20 protein-coding genes are annotated in these 24696 nt (G+C 63.0%); all 20 read left to right on the forward strand.

What is annotated here, in order from left to right:
- Window positions 1-25: 25 nt before the first annotated feature.
- The 20 genes from LK434_RS00880 to LK434_RS00975 all read left to right on the forward strand — a co-directional run bounded on the left by LK434_RS00880 (window position 26) and on the right by LK434_RS00975 (window position 24591).
- Complete coding sequence (locus LK434_RS00880; protein ID WP_006722136.1) at window positions 26-1288, forward strand: carboxylate--amine ligase; 1263 nt, start codon at window positions 26-28, stop codon at window positions 1286-1288.
- Between the two features lie 24 nt (window positions 1289-1312).
- On the forward strand, window positions 1313-3346 hold the full coding sequence (gene uvrC, locus LK434_RS00885; RefSeq protein WP_006722135.1) for an excinuclease ABC subunit UvrC: 2034 nt from the start codon (window positions 1313-1315) through the stop codon (window positions 3344-3346).
- Between the two features lie 205 nt (window positions 3347-3551).
- Window positions 3552-4052, forward strand: coding sequence for an ROK family protein (locus LK434_RS00890; RefSeq protein ID WP_227917900.1), 501 nt, complete (start codon window positions 3552-3554; stop codon window positions 4050-4052).
- Between the two features lie 159 nt (window positions 4053-4211).
- The gene (locus LK434_RS00895) at window positions 4212-4898 is read left to right on the forward strand and encodes an N-acetylmannosamine-6-phosphate 2-epimerase (RefSeq protein ID WP_006722133.1); all 687 of its coding nucleotides are present in this window, start codon (window positions 4212-4214) and stop codon (window positions 4896-4898) included.
- Window positions 4899-5041: 143 nt separating this feature from the next.
- Complete coding sequence (locus LK434_RS00900; protein WP_006722132.1) at window positions 5042-5407, forward strand: tyrosine-type recombinase/integrase; 366 nt, start codon at window positions 5042-5044, stop codon at window positions 5405-5407.
- A 78-nt stretch (window positions 5408-5485) separates the two neighbouring features.
- The gene (locus tag LK434_RS00905) at window positions 5486-6487 is read left to right on the forward strand and encodes an Abi family protein (RefSeq protein ID WP_006722131.1); all 1002 of its coding nucleotides are present in this window, start codon (window positions 5486-5488) and stop codon (window positions 6485-6487) included.
- A gap of 192 nt (window positions 6488-6679) precedes the next feature.
- Window positions 6680-7429 carry a type I restriction-modification enzyme R subunit C-terminal domain-containing protein gene (locus LK434_RS00910; protein ID WP_040361908.1) on the forward strand — a complete coding sequence of 250 codons (750 nt, stop codon included), beginning with the start codon at window positions 6680-6682 and terminating at the stop codon, window positions 7427-7429.
- Window positions 7430-7623: 194 nt separating this feature from the next.
- Complete coding sequence (rapZ, locus tag LK434_RS00915) at window positions 7624-8544, forward strand: RNase adapter RapZ (RefSeq protein WP_040361956.1); 921 nt, start codon at window positions 7624-7626, stop codon at window positions 8542-8544.
- Window positions 8545-8547: 3 nt separating this feature from the next.
- Window positions 8548-9579, forward strand: coding sequence for a gluconeogenesis factor YvcK family protein (locus tag LK434_RS00920; RefSeq protein WP_006722127.1), 1032 nt, complete (start codon window positions 8548-8550; stop codon window positions 9577-9579).
- The gene (whiA, locus tag LK434_RS00925) at window positions 9580-10527 is read left to right on the forward strand and encodes a DNA-binding protein WhiA (RefSeq protein WP_006722126.1); all 948 of its coding nucleotides are present in this window, start codon (window positions 9580-9582) and stop codon (window positions 10525-10527) included.
- 347 nt (window positions 10528-10874) lie between these two features.
- Window positions 10875-11900, forward strand: a complete 1026-nt coding sequence (gene gap / locus LK434_RS00930; RefSeq protein WP_006722124.1) for a type I glyceraldehyde-3-phosphate dehydrogenase — start codon at window positions 10875-10877, stop codon at window positions 11898-11900.
- Between the two features lie 134 nt (window positions 11901-12034).
- Window positions 12035-13240 (forward strand): phosphoglycerate kinase, encoded by a 1206-nt coding sequence (locus LK434_RS00935; RefSeq protein ID WP_006722123.1) that lies wholly within the window; start codon window positions 12035-12037, stop codon window positions 13238-13240.
- A complete protein-coding gene (tpiA, locus tag LK434_RS00940; protein WP_006722122.1) occupies window positions 13230-14000 on the forward strand; it encodes a triose-phosphate isomerase in 771 nt (256 codons plus the stop codon). Before LK434_RS00935 ends, tpiA begins: the two co-directional genes overlap by 11 nt.
- Window positions 14001-14069: 69 nt before the next feature.
- Entirely contained in the window at window positions 14070-15620 is a 1551-nt protein-coding gene (gpmI, locus tag LK434_RS00945; protein ID WP_006722121.1) for a 2,3-bisphosphoglycerate-independent phosphoglycerate mutase, read from the forward strand.
- A 257-nt stretch (window positions 15621-15877) separates the two neighbouring features.
- Window positions 15878-16870, forward strand: a complete 993-nt coding sequence (locus tag LK434_RS00950; protein WP_006722119.1) for an ABC transporter permease — start codon at window positions 15878-15880, stop codon at window positions 16868-16870.
- A 10-nt stretch (window positions 16871-16880) separates the two neighbouring features.
- Entirely contained in the window at window positions 16881-17861 is a 981-nt protein-coding gene (locus LK434_RS00955; protein ID WP_006722118.1) for an ABC transporter permease, read from the forward strand.
- Window positions 17858-19843 (forward strand): ABC transporter ATP-binding protein, encoded by a 1986-nt coding sequence (locus LK434_RS00960; protein ID WP_006722117.1) that lies wholly within the window; start codon window positions 17858-17860, stop codon window positions 19841-19843. The genes LK434_RS00955 and LK434_RS00960 overlap by 4 nt, the downstream gene beginning before the upstream one ends.
- 68 nt (window positions 19844-19911) lie before the next feature.
- Entirely contained in the window at window positions 19912-21690 is a 1779-nt protein-coding gene (locus LK434_RS00965) for an ABC transporter family substrate-binding protein (RefSeq protein ID WP_227917771.1), read from the forward strand.
- A 98-nt stretch (window positions 21691-21788) separates the two neighbouring features.
- Window positions 21789-22043, forward strand: a complete 255-nt coding sequence (secG, locus tag LK434_RS00970) for a preprotein translocase subunit SecG (protein ID WP_006722115.1) — start codon at window positions 21789-21791, stop codon at window positions 22041-22043.
- Between the two features lie 868 nt (window positions 22044-22911).
- Window positions 22912-24591, forward strand: a complete 1680-nt coding sequence (locus LK434_RS00975) for a peptide ABC transporter substrate-binding protein (protein ID WP_227917772.1) — start codon at window positions 22912-22914, stop codon at window positions 24589-24591.
- Window positions 24592-24696 lie beyond the last annotated feature (105 nt).

The raw sequence follows: 24696 nt of genomic DNA on the forward strand, positions 1-24696 counted from the left end.
ATTATAGCGAAGGGATTTGAAGCTTATGAGACCCGCCCGCCCCGAGGAGCGCGATCTTCCGCGCGTGCTCGCCCCCGTCATCTTGGGTTCCGATTTTTGTTGCTACGCCTATATCCGCTGCTTTTGGGAGGCGTACGGCGTCAAGCCCATCGTGCTCGCCTCCGCCGACATCAAGTCGGTGCGCAGCGCGTTCTGCGATTTCCGGGTGATCTCGGGCATCGATCAGCCGGAGGTGCTGCTGCCCGAGCTCGAGCGCTTGGGCGACGAGCTGATCGCCCAGGGCAAAATCCCGTTCTTGGTGGGCTGCGGCGACCACTACGCCCGTCAGGTCTCCGAGCACAAGCAGCAGATCGAAGAGCGCTGGTACACGCCGTACCTCGACTTCGAGCTGCTTGACGACATCACGCAAAAGGAGCGCTTCTATCAGATCTGCGAGGAGATCGGCATCCCGTATCCCAAGACGGTCTTTTTGGACTGCGGCGACAAGACGGCGCAGGTCGACGACGGGGGCTTTACCTATCCGGTGATCGCCAAGCCCTCCAATTCCGCCGCATGGCACTACGCCGAGTTCCCCGGGCAAAAGAAGGTGTACCTCATCCGCAGCCGCGAGGAGCTCGAGGCCCTGTATCGCCAGCTGCAGGACACGTCGTACGACAAGCTGCTCATCGTGCAGGAGTTCATCCCCGGCGACGACACCCAGATCCGCATCCTGTCCACCTATGTGGACGCCGCGTGCGACCCGGTGTTCATGGTCGGCGGCCGCGTGGTGCTGGAGGACCATTCGCCCACCGCTATCGGCAACCCGGCCGTCATCGTGTCCGAACAGCTCGATCAGGTCTCCGATGACGCGCTGCGCTTCATGCGCCATGTGGGTTACCGTGGCATGGCCAACTTCGACGTCAAGTTCGACGAGCGCGATGGCACGTACAAGTTCTTCGAGATCAACACGCGTCCGGGCCGCAGCTCCATGTTCGTGCATCAGGCGGGCGTGAATTTTGCGCAGGTGCAGGTTGACGACGTGCTCATGGGGAAGCGGGTTCCTCGCATTACGGACACCGAGCCGTTCATCTACACCACGGTGCCGCCGTATGTGGTCAAGCGCTCCGTTGACGACCCCGCCATCCGCAAGCAGGTGCTCGACGGCTTTAAAACCGGTGTGACCCGCTATGCGCTCGACTGGCCCCAGGATTGCGCGCGTCAGCGCTTTTGGTCCAAGGTGACCTACTACCACCAGATCGACAAGTTTCGCAAGTACTTCTGGGGCGCTGGTGCCCAAGGGCTCGCGTAGAGCCTCGGCGCTTGGCGGTGCTGCATGGCGGGCAATCGGTCTGAATCCAACAACTTGCAGGCGGGGCGCCCCGGCGTGAACATGCCGGTGGCTCCCTTCTCCGCCCGCGCCGCCGCGGCGCATGTGCGCGAGGAGGGAGCGGGCCACGCGCCGAGCTTGGTGGAGCAGGTGGGCAAGGTCCCCACCGACCCCGGGTGCTACCTGTGGAAGGACGCCGAGGGCGGTGTGATCTACGTGGGCAAGGCCAAGAACCTGCGCGCTCGCCTGCGCCAGTACGTCACCCTCACCGACGACCGCGCCAAGATCCCGCTCATGATGCAGCTCGTGGCGAGCTTCGACTACATCGTGGTGGGGACCGAGCACGAGGCCCTCGTGCTCGAACGCGAGCTCATCGCCCAGTACCATCCGTATTTCAACGTCGACTACAAGGACGACAAGTCCTATCCCTACATCGCCATCACCAAGGGCGATGTCTTTCCCGCCATCAAGTACACGCGCGAGAAGCACCGCCCCGACACGCGCTACTTTGGCCCGTACACCGACAGCCGCGCCGCCCGGGAGACCATCGACACGCTGCGCAAGGTGTGCCCCGTGTGCACCGCCTCGTGCGCGGAGTGGAAGCGCGTGCGGCGCCTGCTCGAGAAGCGCCCGGATGAGGCGGACATCATCGAGCTCATCTGCGCGAGCCAGGGTCGCCCGTGCTTCGACTACCACGTGGGGCGCGGTCCCGGCGTGTGCGCGGGCATGATCGGGCGCGATGAATACGCCAAGAACGTCAAGCGCGTGGAGCGCTTTCTCTCGGGGCAGCGGCGCGAGCTGGTGGACGAGCTCAAAAGCGACATGGCTGCCGCGGCTGCCGATCTGGACTTTGAGCGGGCGGGCCGCATCAAGCGCCGCCTGTCCGTCATCGACGGGCTGGACGACCGGCAGCAGGTCGTGTTCCCCACCAGCGTCGACTTGGACCTCGTGGGCTTTTACCGCGAGGAGACCATCGCCGGCGCCTGCGTGTTCGTGGTCCGCGAGGGCCGCGTGCAGCGCACCTGCGAGTTCATCTTGGACAAGGGCTTCGATGTGGACGAGGTCGAGCTCGTGTCGGGCTTTGTCAAGCGTTACTACGACGAGACCGCGGATATCCCTGCGGAGGTGAACGTGGCCGTCGATATCCCCGACGCCGAGGTGATGGGGGAGTGGCTCACCGCCAAGCGCGGGCGCGTGTGCCGCCTGCACCGGCCACAGCGCGGCGAGAAGCGCCGCCTGCTCGAGATGGCGCAGAAGAATGCGCGCCATGCCCTCATGCGCTACATGATGCGCACGGGCTATTCCGACGATCGCACCAACCAGGCTCTTTTGCAGTTGGAGAGCGCACTGGCGCTCGATGCGCCGCCCATGCGCATCGAGTGCTTCGACATCTCGACCCTGCACGGCGCCTTCACGGTCGCGTCCATGGTGGTGTTCACCAACGGCAAGCCCGACAAATCGCAGTACCGCCGCTTCAAGATCCGCGCCGAGCTGGACGAGGCGAACGACTTCGTGTCCATGAGCGAGGTGCTCGGGCGTCGATATGCGCCCGAGCGCATGGCGGACGAGCGCTTTGGCTCCCGCCCCGACCTGCTGGTGGTCGACGGCGGTCGCCCGCAGCTCACCGCGGCCATCCGCCAGCTCGAGGAGCTCGGTCTGGACATCCCGGTATGCGGCCTGGCGAAGGCCGATGAGGAGGTGTTCGTCCCCTGGGACGACACGCCCATCGTGCTGCCGAGCGGCTCCGCATCGCTGTACCTCATCAAGCAGGTCCGTGACGAGAGCCACCGATTCGCCATCACGTTCCACCGAGAGCTGCGCGGCAAGGCCATGACGGTGTCGATCCTCGACGAGGTGGCGGGCGTTGGCCCCACGCGCAAGAAGGCCATCATGAGACACTTCGGCTCCATGAAGCGCCTGCGCGAGGCCAGTGCGGAGGAGATCGCGTCGGTGAAGGGCGTGCCCGCCGACGTGGCACGCGCGGTCTACGATTCGCTGCGCGCGCTTGACGCCGAGCGCGTCGAGCGGCAAGGCGAGTGAGTCTCGATATGTGCGGCCGAGCGGAATCAAATTATCCCGCATCTAGATTGTGCATATAATACTTTTAGTATAGTAAAGCACAGTGAAAATTAATTAATAAGATATTCCGTTCCGTGTATCCGCTTGTCAACAATCTCGCAAACGGTCGATTGTCCGTGCAAGCGGGAAACGGGCCGCTGACCGAGTAGGGTCTCGAAAAATCTCCATATCTCGGCAAGCTAGGGGTGTCCACGGGGCTGCTGGTCACATGGGGCATATCGAGTCCACCTCGGCCAAGGGCGTTCCCTGCGCATGCGGCCGCTCCGGTCACCTGGAGTCCGTTGCCTCCGGCACATCGATCGGGCGCATGTTCGAAGAGCGCTATGGCCGCGTTGACGAGAGCCGCCCTACGGTCGGGCGCGACGTCAACGACCTGTGCCGCCCCGGCGATGAGCGGGCGATTTCCGTTATTCACGAGGCGGGCTTCGCGCTCGGCGCAAGTTTGGGCTCGCTCGCCAACATCCTCGACCCCGAGGTCATCGTTTTGTCTGGCGGCGTGATCCACCAGGGCCCCGATTGGCGCAGCGAGACGTGGAAGACGAGCGTTGCCGAGGGCTATGCGAGCCAGGCGCTCGACCCGCTGCTCGACACCCCCATCCTCATCGGCGAGCTTGAGGGCGCCGCGCCGCTTATCGGCGCCGCCGAGCATCTGTTGGCATCTTTGTAGATGAGCGCTGCGGCCCGGTCGCCCTTGAGTGTCCGGGCCGTTTCAGTACATGATGTGCAAAAAGGGGACGTGCACCAAATTGCACATCTGGTCGACGAGTTGAAAGCAGGCGGGCGGCTCGCGCATAAGGGCCACCCTCTCACAAGTGAAGGAGGACGAATGTCCGTCAATCCCATCATCGAATCGCTCAGGGGCAGGCTCGTCGTGAGCGTGCAGGCCTACCCGGGCGAGCCCCTGCGCACCCCCGAGCACATGGCCGCCATCTCGCGCGCCTGCGAGCTCGGCGGCGCCGCCGCCATCCGCTGCCAGGGCCTGTCCGACATCGCCGCCATCAAGGGCCGCGTGGACGTCCCCGTCATCGGCCTGTGGAAGGACGGCCACGAGGGCGTCTACATCACGCCCACGCTGCGCCACGCCCGCGCGTGCGTCGCCGCCGGCGCCGACATCGTGGCCATCGACGCCACCGGCCGCCCGCGCCCCGACGGCAAGGCGCTCGAGGACACGGTGCGCCCGCTCAAGGAGGAGGGCGTGCTGCTCATGGCCGACTGCATGACCATCGGGGATATCCGCCGCGCCGTGGACCTGGGCTTCGACCTGGTCTCCACCACGCTCTCCCACAACAAGCCGGCCATCGAGACCACGCTCGGCGAGGGCCCCGACCTGCCGCTCCTGCGCCAGGCGACCTCCGAGTTCCCGGGCCTGCCCATCGTGTGCGAGGGCCACGTGCACACCCCCGCCGAGGCCCGCGCCGCCATCGACGCCGGCGCGTGGGCCGTGGTCGTGGGCACCGCCATCACGCACCCCACGAGCCTCACCTCCTGGTTCAAGGCCGCGTTGGAGGAATAAGGCCAAACTCGAGGTTTATCGTCCAACAAAAGATTGAGAAGTTTCAGATGCTGTGCGACAGCTTGGTTCAGGAGTATTTCTCCTAGATCGAAGCGAAGCCGAATTATGGGACCTCCTGTCATCAACCATGACGGGAGGTTCCTATGTTTTACGAAAGTGCCGCGATACGCGAAGTCGAGCGCGAGATGTCTGCGTTTCTCGATGGCTCGCAAATGAAGAGGTTGCATGAGTGCCTGTTCAGGGTGATGGGCGTCGAGGATTTGGAATCTCCAGATAACATGGCCCTGTTGCAAGACTCCCTGAACGCAAAAACCGTCGAAGGATGTTCTCCGCGCACCATTCAGTCTCACAAGTTCCGGCGCACGATGGCTACGAGGGCAATCGATAAGGGGATGCCCATCGAGCAGGTCCAGGTTTTGCTGGGGCACAGCAAGATTGACACTACCCTTTGCTACGCCATGGTCGACCAACAGAACGTAAAGCGCTCGTATTCCAAATACATAGGTTAGCCACTTTCGTTAGCCACTTTCCAAACTGCTACTCTTGACTAAACGAAGGTAGTTCGTAGGTGATGGAGAGTGGTCGACATGGGAAAGCAACTTGAGTATGTCCCCCTGAGCACGAATGCGCTTATGAGGCACCTCCGAGCTCAGGGTGTGAGCATAAAGGGTTCTTCTGCCAAGAAGAAGCTCCAAAACATTGGCTATTATCATGGCTACAAGGGTTGCCGCTTCGCCCGCGAGCGCCGCAGCCCATTGCCGCTCACCGACTTCGATCAGGTTTTGGGCCTCTATGCGTTCGACATGGAGCTCAAGACACTTTTCTACCCGCAAATCATGCAGGTCGAGACTTCCCTCAAAAGCTGCATTCTCGATGCGATATGTTCCGATCTGGCAGAGAGGGGAAGGTCGGCTTCCTTTGACGTTGTGTGTTCAGAGTGCCTTACGGGTGCAGGAGCAAAAGAGCAGTATAGTGAGCTCTCGTATTTGGCGCAGAAAGTAGCAAAGCAAAGTGCACGGGAAGGTGAGCCGGTAATCAGGCACTTTACCGATCAGTCAAGGGGAGTTCCCATCTGGGCGCTCATGGAGACGTTGACCCTTGGGGAGTTCAGTGCCAGTTACTCCTGCTTGACGGACGAATTGAAGGACGCGATTTATGACCGTTTGGGCATGCCCGGGCGAATCTGCAGCCGCTATGCCCAAAAGAAGGACAAGACGGATTTGCTTTTGGCGTTGTTACGAGTGCTGGCGAGCTTGCGTAACAGCGTTGCCCACAATAACGTCATCCTCGATGCTCGGTTCCTTATCCGGAACACTCCGAACAAACACGTAAGGGAGTATCTGGGTCAGGAGTTTGGTATTGACCCAGTGCCTTTCTCCCAGATCGCCGACTGCATGCTGTTGGTCGTCTTCTTTACCTCTGCCTTAGGTTATTCAAAGACACAGCGAAAGAGGTTCGTGGCTGAATACGAGAGAATCCTCGGCGACTTTTACGTGCACAAGCTGCCGCCCGATATCTATCAGCAGATGATTGGGAAGTCCGACAATCTCAAAATCAAGGCGGCGCTTGCTTATATTGCGAAGAGGTAGCTTGGGGTTATCCGCAGTGCTACAATTCTCTGCGAAATGAGATGCGCCGGCCCATGGCTGGCATATCTGGGCGCCTGATACGTTGGGCGCCCCTTTTTATGTCAGTCCCATGTCTATGCTTAAAGCAACCGCCTTGTTTCGACAGCTAAATTCGAATTCTTCCGTGAGAATTCGAAGGTCGCTGAGGGCAAGATGGTCGTTTCGCTTGCCGAGAAGGTTTTTCAGCGACAAGCGGAGCTTGCTCAAATCTTCCAAGATTCCGCTTTTGCATCGGATGAATATCAAGAATGGCGCAGCGACCTTGTACGTGGCATGAACAGTCAGGTTGTCGCACTTAACGATGAGCTGATCAGCGTGCGCCATCATCGACGTGAGGTGAAGAAGTTCCGGCGGATCGAGTCGTTTACGCTCATAAGCGACATCGCGCTAGCTGAGCTCAAGAAGCCCATCTCCATGCTCGTCATCAACGATAAGACCGATGTGGATGCGCTGAAATTCGATTCCCTCATGTACGGGTACATGGTCGAGCTCTGCAGTGGTCGCAAGGCGACTCTGTATCGGAACAACGTGATCACCATCGTCGCCGAACTCGAACACATTTTCACGCACGAACTCGGGAACGCGGAGGACTATGCGAGGACCTACGGTGACACGCCGTTCGGCTTGCTCGTTCGCAAGCTCGTCCACCTTGACAGGGACGCGGCTATGGAGGCTTTTTCGGAGTTCTTGAACGATCAGAGTCTTAACGAACAGCAGATTTCGTTTGTCAAACGCGTGGTCGACTATGTTGTCGAAAATGGCTATATGGAACCGGTCGCCCTCACGCAGCCGCCCTTCGACCGTCCTTGTTCGTTTATGCAGATATTTGACCAAAAGAGGGCGACCGCTTTGGTGGCTCTAGTCAAAACGATCAAGCAGAATGCGGTGTCTCCTGCTGCGTAACGGGCGAAGGGGGCGATATTGCGGGCGCAGTTCGAGCGAACCGGCCCTTGATCGCATATCCAAAGCTCCAAACAGTGTTGCTTCTTGACGTGTAGGGGGTTGGTTCGCTGTGTGCGCTTGGTGCGGTGGGCGAGGTTCTCGTAACGCGGGTATACTGGGAAACCGGTATGCCCGCGTTTTCTCAGGGAGGCATCATGGCAGATTCGAACAGCATCACCTCGGCGGAGCTCGCCGACCGCGTTCCCGACATCGTCATCATCACCGGCATGTCCGGCTCCGGCCGCACGCAGGCCATGCACGCATTCGAGGACATGGGGTACTACTGCATCGATAATCTCCCGCCGAGCCTCATCTTGCAGCTCGCCCAGATTATCGGCATCAACTCCGGCGTTGGCCGCCACCTGTGCGTGACGAGCGACCTGCGCAGCCAAGGCCTGTTCGATGAGCTCCTCGACGCGATCGAGACGCTGCGCGACCACGAGATGACCTGCAAGGTGGTGTTCCTCGAGGCGTCGGACGAGGTGCTCATCCGCCGTTACAGCGAGAATCGCCGCAGGCACCCGCTTGCCACGCGCGGCGACACCACAGCCGACGCCATCCAGCGCGAGCGCATGGCGCTTGCGAGCATCCGCGACCGCGCGGACATGGTCATCGACACGAGCCGCATGCGCACCGCGGCCCTGCGCAAGCGCCTGCAGGCCGCGTTCTCCGAGCTCACCGCCGAGCAGCTCATGGACGTGCACGTGTTCTCGTTCGGCTTCAAGCACGGCATGCCCATCGAGGCGGACCTCATGATCGATGTGCGCTTTTTGCCCAACCCGTTTTACGATCCCGAAATGCGCACGCTGACGGGGCTCGACGCCAAGGTGTCGGATTTCGTGCTCGACCACCCCAAGACGCATGAGTTCTTGGACGCCTGGTTCCGCCTGTTGGACGCGGTGATGCCCGGCTATATCGCGGAGGGCAAGCCCCAGCTTTCCATCGCCGTGGGCTGCACGGGCGGCCAGCACCGAAGCGTCGCCATCGCGGAGGCGACGGGGCGCTACCTGGAGCGCCAGCACTATCACGTGAGCATCTCGCATCGAGACCTCGCCAAGGCGAACTTGAGGAGCTAGCAGATGTCTACGCGGCGGCTGAAAGCGGTTTCCATCGGCGGCGGCACGGGGCAGCCTCGGCTCATCGCCGCGCTGCGCCTTATGGGCGCGCAGATCGATTCGGTGGTGGCGATGGCCGATGACGGCGGCTCGACGGGCCTGCTGCGCGAACAGGAGCACGTCGTGCCCCCGGGGGACGTGCGCAAGTGCCTCTCCGCCCTCGCCGAGGACCCGGCGTCGCCCATCGCCCGCGCCTTTGCCCATCGCTTTCCCTACATCGACGACCATGCGCTCGGAAACCTCCTGCTCGTGGCGCTCGCCAAGGAGGCGGGCTCCTTCGTCGAGGCCATCGACGTCTGCGAGCGCCTGCTGGGCTGCATCGGGCATGTCCATCCCTCCACGCTCGAGCTCGTGAGTCTGGCGGGCCAAACGCGTGAGGGCGACATCGTTCATGGTCAGGCGCGGATCTCGTACGGCATGCGCGCCTTTTCCCGCGTGTGGCTCGAGCCCGCCGACGCGCGAGCGAACAACCGGGCCGTGCAGGCGATCCTCGATGCCGACGTGGTGGTTATGGGGCCGGGGTCGCTGTTCACCTCGATCATTCCGAACGTCCTTGTCGCCGGGATTCGCGACGCGCTGTGCGCCACGCGTGCCACGCGCGTGTTCGTGTGCCCCAAGATCGACTCGCTGGGCGAGACAAGCGGCATGAGCGTGGCCGACCATGTGGAGGCTCTCGCCGCGTGCGGGCTTGAGCATGCGCTCGACGCCGTGCTGGTGCACCGCGCGAGCGAGCCGGAGTTCGTCTACCCGTACGAGAAGCGCGCCTGGGAGCGCGCCGTCGCCGACGCGGCGGCGGGGGAGACGGTCGTCTCCACCGAGGCGATCGCCGCGGCAAAAGGGGCGCCGTTCGGTCCCATCCGCACCACCGAGGAGGACCTCGAGCGCATTCGCGCCGTCGCCGGGCGCGTGCTGGTGCGCGACTTCACGGGGACGCAGTCGCCCGCCGTCCACGACGCGGGCCGTCTCGCCGCCGCCCTCGCCGAGGTGGTGAGGTAGATGTCGTTTACCGCCGAGGTGCGCGATGAGCTCGCGCGCTGCGCTCCGGAGTGCACCTACTGCGACGTGTCGACGCTCGCGGCCCTCGTGCGCGTGTGCGGCACGCTCTCCATCACCGGCAAGGGCGGGTACCAGCTGCAGGTTGCCACGGAGACGGGTGCCGTCGCGCGCACGATGATCGAGCTCACGCATAAGATTCTCAAGCTCAAGACGGACCTCACCGTGCGCCGGTCCATCCTGCACAAGGTGCGCAACTACTTGATCGTCCTGCCCGACCAGCCCGATCTTGAGAAGGCGCTCGTGCTGCTGGGCATCCTCGACCGCTCGGGCGGTCTGGTTGCCGGCGTACCCCGCCATGTCGCGAATCGCGCATGCTGCCGCCGCGCTTTTGTTCGCGGCAGCTTGATAGCGGGCGGGTTCGTGGCAGACCCCAAGGGCGACTTCCACCTGGAGATCGCGGTGCAGGGCGAGCAGTTCGCCCGCGACCTCGCCGCGCTCATCGAGGGCATGGGGGTGCATGCCCGCGTGAATCCCCGGCGTGGCGCCTACGCGGTATATATCAAGAGCGCCGAGGACATCAAGATGCTCCTCTCCAAATTGGGGGCGAATCGCGCCGTCGCCGAGATCGAGGAGGCGCGCGCGGTCAAATCGGTCAAGAACGACGTCAACCGCCGCGTCAATGCGGAGCTCGCGAACCAGACGCGCTCCGCCGGCGCGGCGCAGCGCCAGATCGAGCTGATTGAAGCGCTTGAGAAGCTGGGGCTGAGGCGCGACTTGCCCGAGGCGCTCGAGACCTTCTGCGCCCTGCGCGAGGCTCATCCCGATCTGTCGCTCAGGGACCTGGGACAGCTGTCCGACCCGCCGCTTTCGAAATCCGCCCTGTATCACCGGGTGCTGCGCCTGGAAAAGATGGTGGAGGAGGCCCGTGGCGAAACGCCGGGCGAGTAGGGGGCACAGCCGGCGCATCTTGCGATGCGGTGCGGATCGCATGCGGGAGCTTCCCACGCAGTGGGCGAGCGCGCGTGGCCCCGCCGGTGCGCGGGCGGCGTCCATCATGGTGGGCGACTCGCGCGTTTTGGCGCGCATGTGCGCGGCGGCTGCGTCCCCAAGGTGCAGCATGAACACGTAAAAGGGCTGTTCAACGAAGTGGAGCGCTTCAACAAGCGAGTTTTATCCGAAAGTTGCCAATCACGCGAATGGGCATGCGGAAAACGGTTATATTTGGTGAGTGGTTAGTTTTCGGACTTCAACGGCGGGCAGGGAGCCCGCGGGAGGTCCAATGAAAGGAGACACACATGGCAGTTAAGGTTGCTATCAACGGCTTCGGTCGCATCGGCCGTCTGGCCTTCCGCCAGATGTTCGGTCACGAGGGCTCCGAGATCGTCGCCATCAACGACCTCACCTCTCCCGACATGCTCGCGTATCTGCTGAAGTTCGACTCCACGCAGGGCAACTACTCCCGCGATCATAAGGTCGAGGCCACCGAGGACTCCATCGTCGTCGACGGCAAGGAGATCAAGATCTACAAGGAGGCCGACGCCAACAACCTGCCTTGGGGCGACCTCGACGTCGACGTCGTGCTCGAGTGCACCGGTTTCTACACCTCCAAGGCCAAGGCCCAGGCTCACATCAACGCCGGTGCCAAGAAGGTCGTCATCTCCGCTCCCGCGGGCAACGACCTCCCGACCATCGTCTACAACGTCAACCACGAGCAGCTGACCGCCGAGGACAACATCATCTCCGCCGCCTCCTGCACCACCAACTGCCTCGCCCCGATGGCCAAGGGTCTCAACGACTTCGCCCCCATCGTGTCCGGCATCATGACCACCATCCACGCCTGGACCGGCGACCAGATGCCGCTCGACGGCCCGCAGCGCAAGGGCAACAAGCGTCGTTCCCGCGCCTGCGCCGTCAACATCGTCCCCAACAGCACCGGTGCCGCCAAGGCCATCGGCCTGGTTCTCCCCGAGCTCAACGGCAAGCTCATCGGTGCCGCCCAGCGCGTTCCTACGCCGACCGGCTCCCTCACCAACCTCTATGCCGTTGTTGACAAAGAGGTCACCGTCGACGAGGTCAACGCCGCTATGAAGGCTTACGCCGAGACCATCCCTGAGACCTTCGGCTACAACACCGACGAGATCGTCTCCACCGACATCATCGGCGAGACCCACGGCTCCATCTTCGACGCCACCCAGACCATGTGCAACCCGCTGGGCAACGGCCAGACCCTGGTGCAGGTCGTCTCTTGGTACGACAACGAGAACTCCTACACTTCCCAGATGGTCCGCACCATCAAGTACTTCGAGAAGTTCGTTGCCTAAGGTGCTCGAGCTCACTCGCAGCTAGACCAAGCGTCTAAAAGAGGGCGCGGCCTCACGGCGAATGCCCGGGGTCGCGCCCTTTTTACCGTGCGCGGGTAAGGTGCCCGCGCGCAGATACCCAGAAAGGATTGGACATGGCTTTCACCAAGAAGACCGTCCGCGACATCGACGTCGACGGCAAGCGCGTCCTCGTCCGCGTTGACTTCAACGTGCCGATCAAGGACGGCGTCGTTGGCGACACCACCCGCATCAAGGCCGCCCTGCCGACCATCAACTACCTGGTCGAGCACAACGCCCGCGTCATCCTCATGAGCCACCTCGGCCGCCCGGACGGCACCGGCTTCCAGGCCGAGTTCTCCCTTGAGCCCGTCGCCGCCAAGCTCGCCGAGCTCTCCGGCCTGGACGTGACCTTCGTCGACGACACCTACGGCGAGAAGGCCGCTGCCGCCGTCGAGGCCCTCGAGCCCGGCAAGGTCCTCGTGCTCGAGAACGTCCGCTTTGACAAGCGCGAGAAGAAGAACGACCCCGAGATCGCCAAGACCCTCGCTTCCTACGGCGACGTCTTCGTGCTCGACGCCTTTGGTACCGCTCACCGCTCTCAGGGCTCCGTGGTCGGCCCCGCCGCCTACCTGCCCGCCGTCGCCGGCTTCCTGCTCGAGAAGGAGGTCGACACGCTGACCGGCATCTTCGCCGCTCCCGAGCGCCCCTTCGTCGCTATCGTCGGCGGCTCCAAGGTCTCCTCTAAGATCGGCGTGCTCGATCACCTCATCGATTCTGCCGACACCCTGATCATCGGCGGTGGCATGGCCTACACCTTCTTCCTGGCCAAGGGCTACAAGACCGTCGGTACCTCCCTCAAAGAGGAGGACTGGGTCGAGCGCGCTGCCGAGATGCTCAAGAAGGCCGAGGACAAGGGCGTTCAGATTCTGCTTCCGATCGACAACGTCGTTGCCGACCACTTCGGTGAGGACGCTACCGGCGAAGTCGTCGCTTCCGACTCCATCCCCGAGGACCGCATGGGCATGGACATCGGTCCCAAGACCGAGGCACTGTACGCCGAGGCCATCAAGGGCGCCAAGACCGTGTTCTGGAACGGCCCCATGGGCGTCTTCGAGTTCGATAACTTCGCCCACGGCACTCAGGCTGTCGCCGAGGCTGTTGCCGAGCTCAAGGACAACGGTGGCACGTCCATCATCGGCGGCGGCGATTCCGTCGCTGCCGTCAACAAGTTCGACCTTGCCGACAAGATGAGCTGGATCTCCACCGGTGGTGGTGCTTCCATGGAGCTCGTTGAGGGCAAGGCTCTTCCTGGAGTGGAGGCTCTGAACGATGCCGAGTAACCGTACCACCCTTATTGCGGGTAACTGGAAGATGAACAATGACCGAGAGGAGGCCAAGGCTCTCGCCTCCGCCCTCGTCGAGGCCCTCCCCGAGGTTCCCGCGGGCGTCGAGGTGTGCGTCTGCCCCCCGACGATCGACCTGTGCTGCGTCTCCCACAAGCTTGACGGCTCCGCTGTCAAGCTCGGTGCCCAGAACGTCTACTTTGAGGCCAAGGGTGCCTATACCGGTGAGACCTCCGTTGCCATGCTCAAGTCCGTTCCGGTGCAGTACTGCATCATCGGTCATTCCGAGCGTCGCGACTACTTCCACGAGACCGACGAAGATCAGAACAAGAAGGCCGCCGCGCTCATCGCCGGTGGCATCGTTCCGATCTTCTGCTGCGGCGAGCCCCTTGAGGTTCGCGAGGCCGGTACCTATGTTGAGCACGTGGTCGCTCAGGTGAAGGCCGGTCTGACCGGTCTCCAGGTCACCGATCCTTCCCAGCTCGTCGTCGCTTACGAGCCCATTTGGGCCATCGGCACCGGCAAGACCGCCACTGCCGATGATGCCCAGGAGGTCTGCGGTGCCGTGCGTGAGGTCCTCGCCGAGATCTTCGGCGCCGAGCTCGCCGATGGCATTCGCGTTCTGTACGGTGGCTCCGCCAAGCCCGGCAACATCGCCGAGCTCGTGGCCAAGCCCGATGTGGACGGCGCCCTCGTGGGCGGCGCGTCCCTCGTCGCCGAGGACTTTGCTTCCATGGTCGTGAAGGCTGCGGAGTAATTTCCGTCATGTACAGGGGCCGTGGTGTTCGCATCGCGGCCCATTCTTATCAAAAAGGGAGAATTACCTATGGCTAACCGCCACCTTCCTGCTTTGCTCGTCATCATGGACGGTTTTGGCTTGGCGCCCGAGGGTGCCAACAATGCCGTGAGCACCGCCAGCACGCCGTTTATCGATGACCTGTACGCCAAGTATCCGCACACCACTCTCGGTGCTTCAGGCGAGGACGTCGGCCTGCCCGACGGCCAGATGGGCAACTCCGAGGTCGGTCACCTCAACATCGGTGCGGGCCGCATCGTGTTCCAGGAGCTTTCGCGAATCAACAACGCTATCAAGGACGGCTCCCTCAAGGAGAACGAGGTCTTCGTCAAGGCCATGGACGACGTTGCTGCCGCTGACAAGACGCTGCACCTCATGGGCCTCATGAGCCCTGGCGGCGTGCACTCCATGCAGAGCCACTGTGAGGCGCTCGTCTCCATGGCCGCCGAGCGCGGCGTTAAGACTGTGCGCATCCACTGCTTTATGGATGGCCGCGACGTCGACCCGCAGTCCGGTGCTGGCTACGTGTCCGAGCTCGTTGCCTTCTTGGGTGAGCTGTCCGAGAAGACCGGTTGCGATGCTCGCGTCGCCACCGTCTCCGGCCGTTACTGGGCTATGGACCGCGACAACCGCTGGGAGCGCATCCAGCGCGCCTACGACGTGCTGGTGAACGCCTCCGATGCCGAGGCAGATCCGGTCGAGGGCATTAAGGCCTTCTATGAGAAGGACCCGCGCGGCGACGAGTTCGTCGATCCGTTCGCCTGTCACAACGAGGGCATCCACGCCGGCGACGCCGTCATCTTCTTCAACTTCCGCCCGGATCGCGCCCGTCAGATGACCCGCGCCTTCACCGATGCTGACTTCGACGGCTTCGAGCGCGAGAAGATCGCCCTCTCTCACTTTGTGACCATGACCGAGTACGACCCCACGTTCGACGTTGAGGTCGCCTTCCCCAAGACGTTCCCCGAGAACGTCCTGGCCGACGTCATCGCCGCCAACGGGCTCAAGCAGCTCCACACCGCCGAGACCGAGAAGTACGCCCACGTGACGTTCTTCCTGAACGGCGGCATCGAGGAGCCCAAGGCCGGCGAGGAGCGTGTGCTCGTGGCTTCGCCGAAGGTCGCCACCTACGACCTCAAGCCCGAGATGAGCGCCCCGGAGGTCACCGAAAAGCTCGTCGCGGCCATCAACGAGGATCGCGCCGACTTCTACATCGTGAACTTCGCCAACTGCGACATGGTTGGTCACACCGGCGTGTTTGAGGCTGCCGTTAAGGCCGTCGAGGCTGTGGACCATGCGCTGTCCCAGGTCATCCCCGCCATCCAGGCAAAGGGCGGCTTTGCGCTCATCACCGCCGACCACGGTAACGCCGACCACATGTTCGACGAGGTCAACGGCGAGAAGAAGCCCTTCACCGCGCACACCACCAACCGCGTGCCGTTCATCATCGTGAGCGACACCGCTAAGCTCACCGGCATCGAGGATGGTCGCCTGTCCGACATCGCCCCGACCATGCTCACCATGGCCGGCCTCGAGCCCAGTGCTGAGATGACCGGCCGCGTGTTGGCCGTCGAGGAGTAGGGCGGACGTCAGCTGATACGGCTTGAGCCGGATTTCGGTATGTGGCCTCCCGTCGGGTACACCGATGGGAGGCTTTTTGAGTCTGGAAAGCGCGCGGTGGGGTCGCATGGTGGCCCCAAAACGTCGGATACACGTGTTTTCTTATTGCCATCGCCGCGTACATACTTGCGTTTGTGCTGTATCTGGGTAAAGTTTGAAAGGTTAATTGCGCTCATTTGGTATCCGTAGGCGCATGGAAGTGGTAAGAAAGGAGCGTCATGGGACGGTTTCTCGGTTATCTGGGCAAGCGTGTGCTCAGTTATGCCGCGATGGTATTCATAGCCACCTCGCTCACCTTCTTCTTGGCGAGTTCATTCATGGACCCGCGCTCGAACTATGAGTCTCGCACGCCTCGCCCCCCGCAGGAGTCGATCGAGCGCGCGCTCGATGAGGCGAACATCAACGACAAGACCCCGATCATCGAGCGCTATGGCAACTGGCTGCACGATGTCATCTTCGAGGGCGATTTTGGCCTGTCCCCGTCGGGCGACTCGGTCAACCGCGCCATCTCGAGCCGCATTGGGGCCTCGGTCAAGTTGCTCGCCATCTCGACGGTGCTCTCGGTCGTGGTCGGCGTCAGCTTGGGCGTGTACACGGCGCAACATCAATATCAGTGGCAAGACCGCTTCTTCAGCGGTATGGCATCGCTGTTCATGGTCATCCCCACGGTCGTACTCGCGATCCTCGTCGTGTTCGCCGCCATCTGGATCAACGACGCCACGGGCATGCGCCTGTTCTACGTGACCGGTCTGTCGAGCTACACCGGGTCCGACCCCATCATGGCCTTCATCGACTTCCTCCAGCATGTGTTCCTGCCCTCAGTGGTCCTCACGATCGTCTCCGCGGTCGGCTACCACCTCGGGCAGCGCACCTATCTGCTCGATGAGATGAACGCCGACTATGTGCGCACCGCCCGCGCCAAGGGCCTCACGCGTAAGAAGGCCATCCGCAAGCACGCTCTGCGCAGCTCGCTGATCCCCACCGCCGTGAGCGTCGCCTTCTCCATTGCCTCCGTCTTCACCGGCGCCGTCATGACGGAGAAGGTCTTCGCCATCCACGGCATGGGCGAGTACTTCATCAACTGCATCGGCACCAACGACATCAACGGCGCCGTCGCCGTCGCCGCCTTCAGCGGCGTGTGCACCCTCATCGGCGCCCTGTTGGCAGACCTGTTCGCCGCGGCCCTCGATCCGCGCATCAAGATGAATTAGGAGGGCTGAGATGGCAGAGACGCAAGAACCCCAGATGCTCACCAACGCCGAGCTGGAGCTCAAGGCCGATGCCCGCGGTAGCGGCGAGGTCAAACGCATCAGCTACGCCCGCTTGATCGCCCGGCGCTTCTTCAGGCAGAAGAGCGCCGTCATCGGCCTGGTCATTTTCATCGTCCTGGTGCTTTTGGCGATCGTGGGCCCGCATCTGACCCCGCACAGCTACACTGACCCCGACTTCACCGCCCTGGGCGAGGCCCCGTCGGCCGAGCACTGGTTCGGCACCGATGGCGGCGGCTTCGACCTGTTCGCCTGCGTAGTGCACGGCTTGGGCCGCTCGCTCATCATCGGTATCTCCTTCTCGATCATGACCACCATCATCGCGGCCATCGCGGGCACCGCCATCGCGTACTCCCGCGGCTGGGGTGAGAAGATCGGCATGTTCCTGCTCGATACCCTCATGGTCATCCCGAGCTTCCTGCTCGTCGCCATGATCGTGCGCAGCGCCTCGGGCCAGACCGGTTGGCTCATGCTTATCTTCGGTCTCACGGCTTTTGGCTGGATCGGGTACGCTCGTACCCTGCGCACCATGGCGCTGTCGCTGCGCGAGCGCGATTACGTCACCGCTGCGCGCTACATGGGCGTGTCGCCCATCAAGATCATCGTGCGTCACCTCATTCCCAACCTGGGCAGCATCCTCATTCTCGATACGGTGCTCGGCGTCATCTCGGGCATCAACTCCGAGACCGCCTACAGCTTCCTCGGTCTGGGCATCAAGGCCCCGGACACCTCGCTCGGCTTTTTGCTGAGCCAGGGCTCCTCGGCCATGCTCACCACGCCCTGGGTCATCTTGATCCCCTCTGCGGTGCTCATCATCCTGTGCGTGAGCATGCAGCTCATCGGTGACGGCCTGCGCGACGCCATCGACCCGCACTCGCGCGCCGCCGGTTCGGCAGACAAGGATGACGAGTCCAAGGAAGGGGACGCCAAGTGAAGGACATCCTAGAGTACGAGCTCAAGTGCTGCAACGGGCCCAAGGGCGCTCCCAAGGGCGATCCGGTGCTCTCAGTGCGCGACCTCAACGTGTCGTTTGCCACCGAGGCGGGTCGCGTTGACGCCGTGCGTGGCGTGAGCTTCGATATCTGGTCGGGCCGCACGTTCGCCATCGTCGGCGAGTCCGGCTCCGGCAAGTCGATCACCGCCCTTTCGGTCATCGGCCTGCTCGACGACAACGCATCCGTCTCGGGTTCCATCAAGCTGCAGGGGGAGGAGCTGCTCACCAAGAGCGATGAGGAGATGTCCTCCATCCGAGGGGCGCGCATCTCCATGGTGTTCCAGGACCCGCTGTCCGCCCTGACGCCGGTCTTCACCATCGGCGAGCAGATCGCCGAGGCCCTGCTCATCCACAATCCCGACATGCCCAAGGACAAGGTGCGCGAGCGCTGCATCGAGCTGCTCGAGATCGTGGGCATCACCGACCCGGAGTCGCGTCTCGACAGCTACCCGCACGAGTTCTCGGGAGGAATGCGCCAGCGCGTCGTCATCGCCATCGCGATCGCGAACAATCCCGACGTCATCATCGCCGACGAGCCCACCACCGCACTCGACGTGACCATCCAGGCGCAGATCTTGGACGTGCTCGCCGTCGCCCAGCGTGAGACGGGCGCCGCCGTCATCCTCATCACGCACGACTTGGGCGTCGTCGCCGGCATGGCCGATGACGTCATGGTCATGTACGCCGGCAAGGCCATCGAGCGCGGCAGCATCGACACCCTGTTTGCCGATCCTGCCCAGCCCTACACCATGGGCCTTCTGGGCGCCGTGCCCAAGCCGCACAAGCCCGCCGATACGCGCTTGGTGCCCATCAAAGGCAACCCGCCCTCGCTTGCCGCGTTGCCGAGCGGCTGCCCGTTCTCACCGCGCTGTCCGCTGGCGACCGACGTGTGCTTCGAGACCGAGGCTGAGCTTTCCGTCGTCGATGAGAGCGTGGGCCATCTGGCCGCATGCCATCGCCTCAAGGAGATCGTCGATAAGGGCCTCACCTATGAGGATGTGTTCCCCGAGCTCGATCCGCTGCCCGCCAAGTGGGCCGACGTGCCCCGTGAGGCACGTCCCGTGGTGCTTGAGGTCAAGGACCTCGTCAAGACCTTCCCCGTGCAGGGTAAGGGGTTCATCCGCCGCCAGAAAGGCGTCGTCACCGCCGTCGACCACGTGAGCTTCAAGATCCATCAGGGCGAGACGCTCGCGCTCGTGGGCGAGTCCGGTTCCGGCAAGTCCACCACGCTCATGCAGATCATGGAGCTCGCCAAGCCCGAGAGCGGCCAGATCTCCGTCCTCGGCCGTGACGTCTCCACCCTCAAGAACCGTCGCGAGCGCAACGAGGTGCGTCGCGACCTGCAGGTCATCTTCCAGGACCCCATGAGCTCGCTCGACCCGCGCATGCCCATCTACGACGTGCTCGCCGAACCGCTCGAGGCCCAGAAGTGGACCAAGGCCCAGATCAACGACCGCATCGGCGATCTGATGCACCTCGTGGGCATCAACCCCGATTACGTCGACCGCTTCCCCACGCAGTTCTCCGGCGGCCAGCGCCAGCGCATCGCCATCGCCCGCGCGCTCGCCACCGACCCCAAGATCTTGTTGCTCGACGAGCCCATCGCCTCGCTCGACGTCTCCATCCAGGCGGGCATCGTCAACCTGCTGGAAGACCTGCAGGCGCAGCTCAAGCTCTCCTACCTGTTCGTCGCGCACGACCTGGCGGTCATCCGCCATATCTCAGACTCCGTCGCGGTCATGCACCTCGGCAAGATCGTCGAGTATGGCGAGACCGAGGATGTCTTCACCAACCCGCAGGATCCCTATACCAAGGCGCTGCTCTCCGCCATCCCGATCCCCGATCCGGTGGTCGAGCGCACGCGCGAGCGCTTGATCTACAAGGACGGCGAGCTCGTCAAGGCCTCGTCGCTCATGAAGTAGCCCCAACTTCGGTCGAATCATCCGGGGCTATGCAGAGGCCTCGGAGGTTCCAATAGAAAGGAAGGATCATGTCTTCTATGAATCCTCACACCGTCAGCCGTCGCGGCTTCCTCGGTCTCGCCGGCGCCGCCTCCGTCTTCGCGGGCCTCGGCCTTGCCGGCTGCGGTGGCAAGGCCGAGGGTGCCGGCTCCGCGCCCGTCGCCCTCGACGTCGAGCCCGCCAACGGCACTCCGGCGACCACCCCGCTCGACCAGATCCCCATGCCCGAGGTCGGCGGCGTGTACAATAACCCCAAGAAGCGCGACGAGGTCAAGGACGGCGGCGAGCTGGTCCTCTCCATCGGCGAGGTCGGCCCGTGCTGGAACTACTACAACGTCAACGGCGGCACCACCTACATCGACACGATGTGGAATCTCTACATGCCCAGGCTCATGGATTCCGACGCCACCGGTTCCAAGTTCACGCCGAACCCCAACTACGTCGAGTCCTTCGAGGTCGATGACTCTACGGGCAAGCAGGTCGTCAAGATCACCATGAACCCCGATGCCGTGTTCAACGACGGAACCCCCATCGATTACCGTGCCTTCGAGACCGTCTGGAAGTGCTGTTGCGGCGAGAACGATGCCTACGCCTGCGCCTCCACCGATGGTTTCAACCAGGTTGAGAGCATCGTTCAGGGCGAGAAGGCCAACGACGTCGTGATCACCATGGCCAAGCCTTACTACCCGGCCGAGGCCCTGTGGAGTACGGTCCTGCACCCTGCTTCCCTGGATCCCGAGGTCTTCAACAACGGTTGGAACAACAACCCGCACGTCGAGTGGGGCGCCGGTCCGTTCGAGATCGAGTCCTTCGATGACACGCACGCCGTCTTCGTTCCCAACAAGGCCTGGTGGGGTGACGCCCCCAAGCTCGAGAAGGTCACCTTCAAGCAGATGGAGGCTCAGGCCATCATCAACGCCTTCAAGAACGGCGAGATCGACGCCACCGATGTGACCACCGGCTCCGCCGAGATCCTCTCCAACTTCCTCGACATGGAAGACGCCGAGATCCGCCGCGGCTACTCCTCCGCTATCGCCTGCATCGAGATCAACACCACTCGCGAGAACACCCAGGACGTCGCCGTCCGCAAGGCCTTCGCCCAGTGCCTGCACATGCCCACGATCGTCGAGATCCAGTACAAGGGCGTCAACTGGGAAGAGAAGCCCTGCGGCTCCATCATCCTCCCGCCGTGGATGGACGGCTATGAGAACAACATGCCCGAGGACGTCCAGAAGCTCAAGGACGCCAAGGAGCATACCGAGGCCGCCCGCAAGACCCTCGAGGACGCCGGTTACACGCTGAACGGCGACTACTACGAGAAGGACGGCAAGGTCGCCGGCTTCGGCTTCGTGCTGTTCGGCGATTCCAACACCGTCAAGAACCGCGCCGCCGCCTTCCAGAAGATGGCCAAGGATGCCGGCATCAAGCTCGACCTGATCACCAAGGCCTCCGCCGACTTCTCCAAGACCATCTCCAGCGGCGAGTGGGACTCTCTGCTGCTGGGTTGGAACGGCACGCCCACGAGCTTCAACAACGGCGGCCAGCTCTACGGCTCCGAGTCCGAGTCCAACTTCACCCAGTACGGCTCCGCCGAGATCGACGAGATGATGGCCGAGGTGCCCACTGTCTCCGACCACAAGAAGCAGCTCAAGCTCGTCAACGAGGCCGAGAAGCTCGCCATGGAGGGCTATGCTGTCATCCCGGTCTTCTGCGGCTCCGATGTCATCGCCGCCAAGAAGGGTCTTGCCAATTACGGCCCCGCGCTCTTTCTCTCCGTCCACGCCGAGGACATGGGCTGGGCCAAGTAAGCAGCTTGTAGCAACGGGGTGGAGATGTGTGTGCCTTGCACCGCATCTTCGCCTGCGTGGTATCATCTCTGAGCGTTACCGATTGAAGGAGTAGTTCCGTGGGTCCCATTCAGATCGTTCTCTTTGCCGTGTGGGGGCTTTCCACCCTCGCTCTCATCGCCCTCGTACTCATGCACTCCGGCAAGGGCACCGGCGTGTCCGACATGATCGCCAGCTCGCTCTATAACGCGAGCACTGCGACGGGCGTTATGGAGAAGAACCTGGACAAGCTCACGGTCATCGTCGCCTGCGTGTTCGCCGCGTGCGTCGTGCTCGCGATGTTCTTCTTCCCTCAGGGCATCGTTGGTCTGTAGGCCGTACATCCAACACGCAACATCTCATTTGTTGAGCCGCTCGGACATGTTCCGGGCGGTTTTTGCATGCAGGTGAACGGCATATTAGGTGCAAAGTGGATGCAGAGTGCGTCGTGTTGCGTGCTGCTTGTAGAAGCGGTGCAAGTGGAGAGAGACGTCCTGCATGTTGCTTGGAGGGGCGGTGCAAGCGGAGAGGGCCGTCATCCTGCGCGTTGCTTGGAGAAGCGGCGCAGGTGGAGGGGGCCGTCTTGCATGTTGCTTGGAGGAGCGGTGCGGGTAGAGAGACGTCCTGCATGTTGCTGGGTGGAGCGATGCAAGCGGAGGGGGTGCCATCCTGCATGTTGCTTGACGGAGCAGTGCGGATGGTGGGGAAATGTCGGGAATGTCGAAGAGGCGTACGCGCCCAACACGCGCCGTTTCACGCCGCGGGCACGCGCCCAACACGCGCCGCTTCACGCCGCGAGCATGCGCCGCTTGCCATCGTTCGTGCGCGTCGCTTCCCGCCGCAGGTGCACGCCGAGTGCGCGCCGCTTCCCGCCGCAGGTGCACGCCGCGTGCGCGCCGTTACAGACTGGAAACAATCGCGCTCGGCGGCGATATTCGTTTTGCACCTCTTTTATGCACTAAAGTGCACTTTTCCAAGCAAGCACTCTAATAAACTAAAGAAAAAGTGCGCCGTTGGCGAGAATCCATCTACTCCATCATGCAAAAGTGCGCTATGGTATTGCCCACATCGCGCGTGGTCTGAACAGCCTTGCAATCACGGCGATGTAAACGGAGCACGGCACGTGTTCGCACCTCCGGTCGCACTAAAGGGGTGCGTGACCGGCGCCTTGCTCCGCGCAAGCTGCATTATAAGGAGGATGGCATGGCTGACACTAAGTTTTCCCAGCCCGTGATGGGTCGTCGCACCTTCGTCGGTGGCGCCCTCGCCACGAGCGCCCTGGCCGCTCTCGCCGGCTGCGGCGGCGGTGGCGACAAGGCCGGCAGCGGTGACACCGCTGCTCCCGCCGGCGACAACGTCATGAGCTTCTACCTCTCCGAGCCGGCGTTCATCGACCCGTATAACGCCCAGGAGAACCAGGGCACCGCCGTGGTGGTCGCCGTGTTCGACGGCCTCATGGAGTGGGATTGGGACAAGGGCAGTGCCGTTCCCGCCTGCGCCGCCGAGGCCCCGACCGTCTCCGAGGACGGCCGCGTCTACACCTTCAAGCTCCGCGAGGGCATGAAGTTCCACAACGGCGACCCGGTCGACGCCGAGTCCTTCGTCCGCGGTTGGAAGCGCGTCGCCTCCCCGGACATGGACACCCCCTCCGACATCTGCTATCACCTTGCCCCCGTTGCCGGCTACGCCGAGTTCAACGCCGGCGAGACCGATGAGTTCACCGGCCTCAAGGCCGTCGACGACCTGACCTTTGAGGTCACGCTGACCGACCCCATGGCCGATTTCCCGGCCGTCTGCTGCCACCCCGGCCTCGCCCCGGTTCCGCAGTGCGCCATCGACGACCCCAAGTCCTTCCTCGAGAAGCCCATCGGCAACGGCCCCTTCATGATGACCGACGCCTGGAAGCACAACCAGTACATCGACCTCGCCAAGTTCGATGACTACTACGGCGACGCCCCCAAGATCGACGGCGTGTACATGTCCATCCAGAAGGACCCGCAGACGGCCTTCAACGAGTTCCAGGCCGGCTCCATCGACTTCGCCGCCATCCCGTCCGGCAAGATCAAGGAGACCGTCGAGAAGTACGGCGAGTCCGAGGACGGCTTCACCTCCACCCCGGGCAAGCAGGTCCTGCTGGGCACCGAGCTCTCCACCTACTTCCTGATCCCCAGCCCGAACGACCCGGTCCTCGCCGATTCCAAGGTCCGCCGCGCCGTGTCCCTGGCCATCAACCGCCAGAACATCGTCGACACGCTCTTCGAGGGCTCCCGTATGCCGGCTACCTCCATCATGCCGACCTCCATCGACGACTCCGAGGAGAACGTGTGGGAGGATTGCCGCTACGACCCCGAGGCAGCCGGCAAGCTGCTGGACGAGGCCGGCTACCCGGCCGACGCCTCCGGCAAGCGCGGCGTTGAGATCACGCTGAACTACAACAGCGACGGCGATCACGGCGATCTCATGTCCGCCGTCCAGCTCGACCTCGAGGCCGTGGGCATCACCGTGACCCAGGCGTCGGTCGAGTGGGCTACCTATCTGACTCAGCTCTCCGACGGCGACTTCTCCCTCGGTCGCCTTGGCTGGACCGCCGACTACCCGACCATGGACAACTTCCTGTACCCGAACTTCTTCACCGGTGCTGACAACAATTACGAGGAGTACAGCAACCCGGAGATGGATCAGGCCATGCTCGACGCCCGTCAGATCCAGGACGACGAGGAGCGCAAGGCCGCGTGCCGCAAGATCTGCGCCACCATCGGTAAGGACATGCCGGTCATCCCGATCATGTTCTACGCTCACAACTACGTTGGCTCCGAGCGTCTGAAGAGCTTCATGTACGACGCCCAGACCAAGCCGTGGTTCCAGACTGCCGAGCTCGCCTAAGCGTTTGCCTCGACAGCTCCATAGCGCATGAACGGCAGGACATCACGCAAGCGGTGTCCTGCTTTTTTGGTCGCGTAGCCCGCGTGCGGAATGCATATCTACGCA

This window comes from Collinsella stercoris DSM 13279, from assembly GCF_020735465.1.
GTDB classification, from domain to species: domain Bacteria; phylum Actinomycetota; class Coriobacteriia; order Coriobacteriales; family Coriobacteriaceae; genus Collinsella; species Collinsella stercoris.

What these genes read in the sequence shown, in the direction of transcription:
- LK434_RS00880 (WP_006722136.1), top strand. Translation starts at nt 26, where the DNA reads ATGAGACCCGCCCGCCCCGAGGAGCGCGATCTTCCGCGCGTGCTCGCC.
- uvrC (WP_006722135.1), top strand. Translation starts at nt 1,313, where the DNA reads ATGGCGGGCAATCGGTCTGAATCCAACAACTTGCAGGCGGGGCGCCCC.
- LK434_RS00895 (WP_006722133.1), top strand. Translation starts at nt 4,212, where the DNA reads ATGTCCGTCAATCCCATCATCGAATCGCTCAGGGGCAGGCTCGTCGTG.
- LK434_RS00900 (WP_006722132.1), top strand. Translation starts at nt 5,042, where the DNA reads ATGTTTTACGAAAGTGCCGCGATACGCGAAGTCGAGCGCGAGATGTCT.
- LK434_RS00905 (WP_006722131.1), top strand. Translation starts at nt 5,486, where the DNA reads ATGGGAAAGCAACTTGAGTATGTCCCCCTGAGCACGAATGCGCTTATG.
- LK434_RS00910 (WP_040361908.1), top strand. Translation starts at nt 6,680, where the DNA reads ATGGTCGTTTCGCTTGCCGAGAAGGTTTTTCAGCGACAAGCGGAGCTT.
- rapZ (WP_040361956.1), top strand. Translation starts at nt 7,624, where the DNA reads ATGGCAGATTCGAACAGCATCACCTCGGCGGAGCTCGCCGACCGCGTT.
- LK434_RS00920 (WP_006722127.1), top strand. Translation starts at nt 8,548, where the DNA reads ATGTCTACGCGGCGGCTGAAAGCGGTTTCCATCGGCGGCGGCACGGGG.
- whiA (WP_006722126.1), top strand. Translation starts at nt 9,580, where the DNA reads ATGTCGTTTACCGCCGAGGTGCGCGATGAGCTCGCGCGCTGCGCTCCG.
- gap (WP_006722124.1), top strand. Translation starts at nt 10,875, where the DNA reads ATGGCAGTTAAGGTTGCTATCAACGGCTTCGGTCGCATCGGCCGTCTG.
- LK434_RS00935 (WP_006722123.1), top strand. Translation starts at nt 12,035, where the DNA reads ATGGCTTTCACCAAGAAGACCGTCCGCGACATCGACGTCGACGGCAAG.
- tpiA (WP_006722122.1), top strand. Translation starts at nt 13,230, where the DNA reads ATGCCGAGTAACCGTACCACCCTTATTGCGGGTAACTGGAAGATGAAC.
- gpmI (WP_006722121.1), top strand. Translation starts at nt 14,070, where the DNA reads ATGGCTAACCGCCACCTTCCTGCTTTGCTCGTCATCATGGACGGTTTT.
- LK434_RS00950 (WP_006722119.1), top strand. Translation starts at nt 15,878, where the DNA reads ATGGGACGGTTTCTCGGTTATCTGGGCAAGCGTGTGCTCAGTTATGCC.
- LK434_RS00955 (WP_006722118.1), top strand. Translation starts at nt 16,881, where the DNA reads ATGGCAGAGACGCAAGAACCCCAGATGCTCACCAACGCCGAGCTGGAG.
- LK434_RS00965 (WP_227917771.1), top strand. Translation starts at nt 19,912, where the DNA reads ATGTCTTCTATGAATCCTCACACCGTCAGCCGTCGCGGCTTCCTCGGT.
- LK434_RS00975 (WP_227917772.1), top strand. Translation starts at nt 22,912, where the DNA reads ATGGCTGACACTAAGTTTTCCCAGCCCGTGATGGGTCGTCGCACCTTC.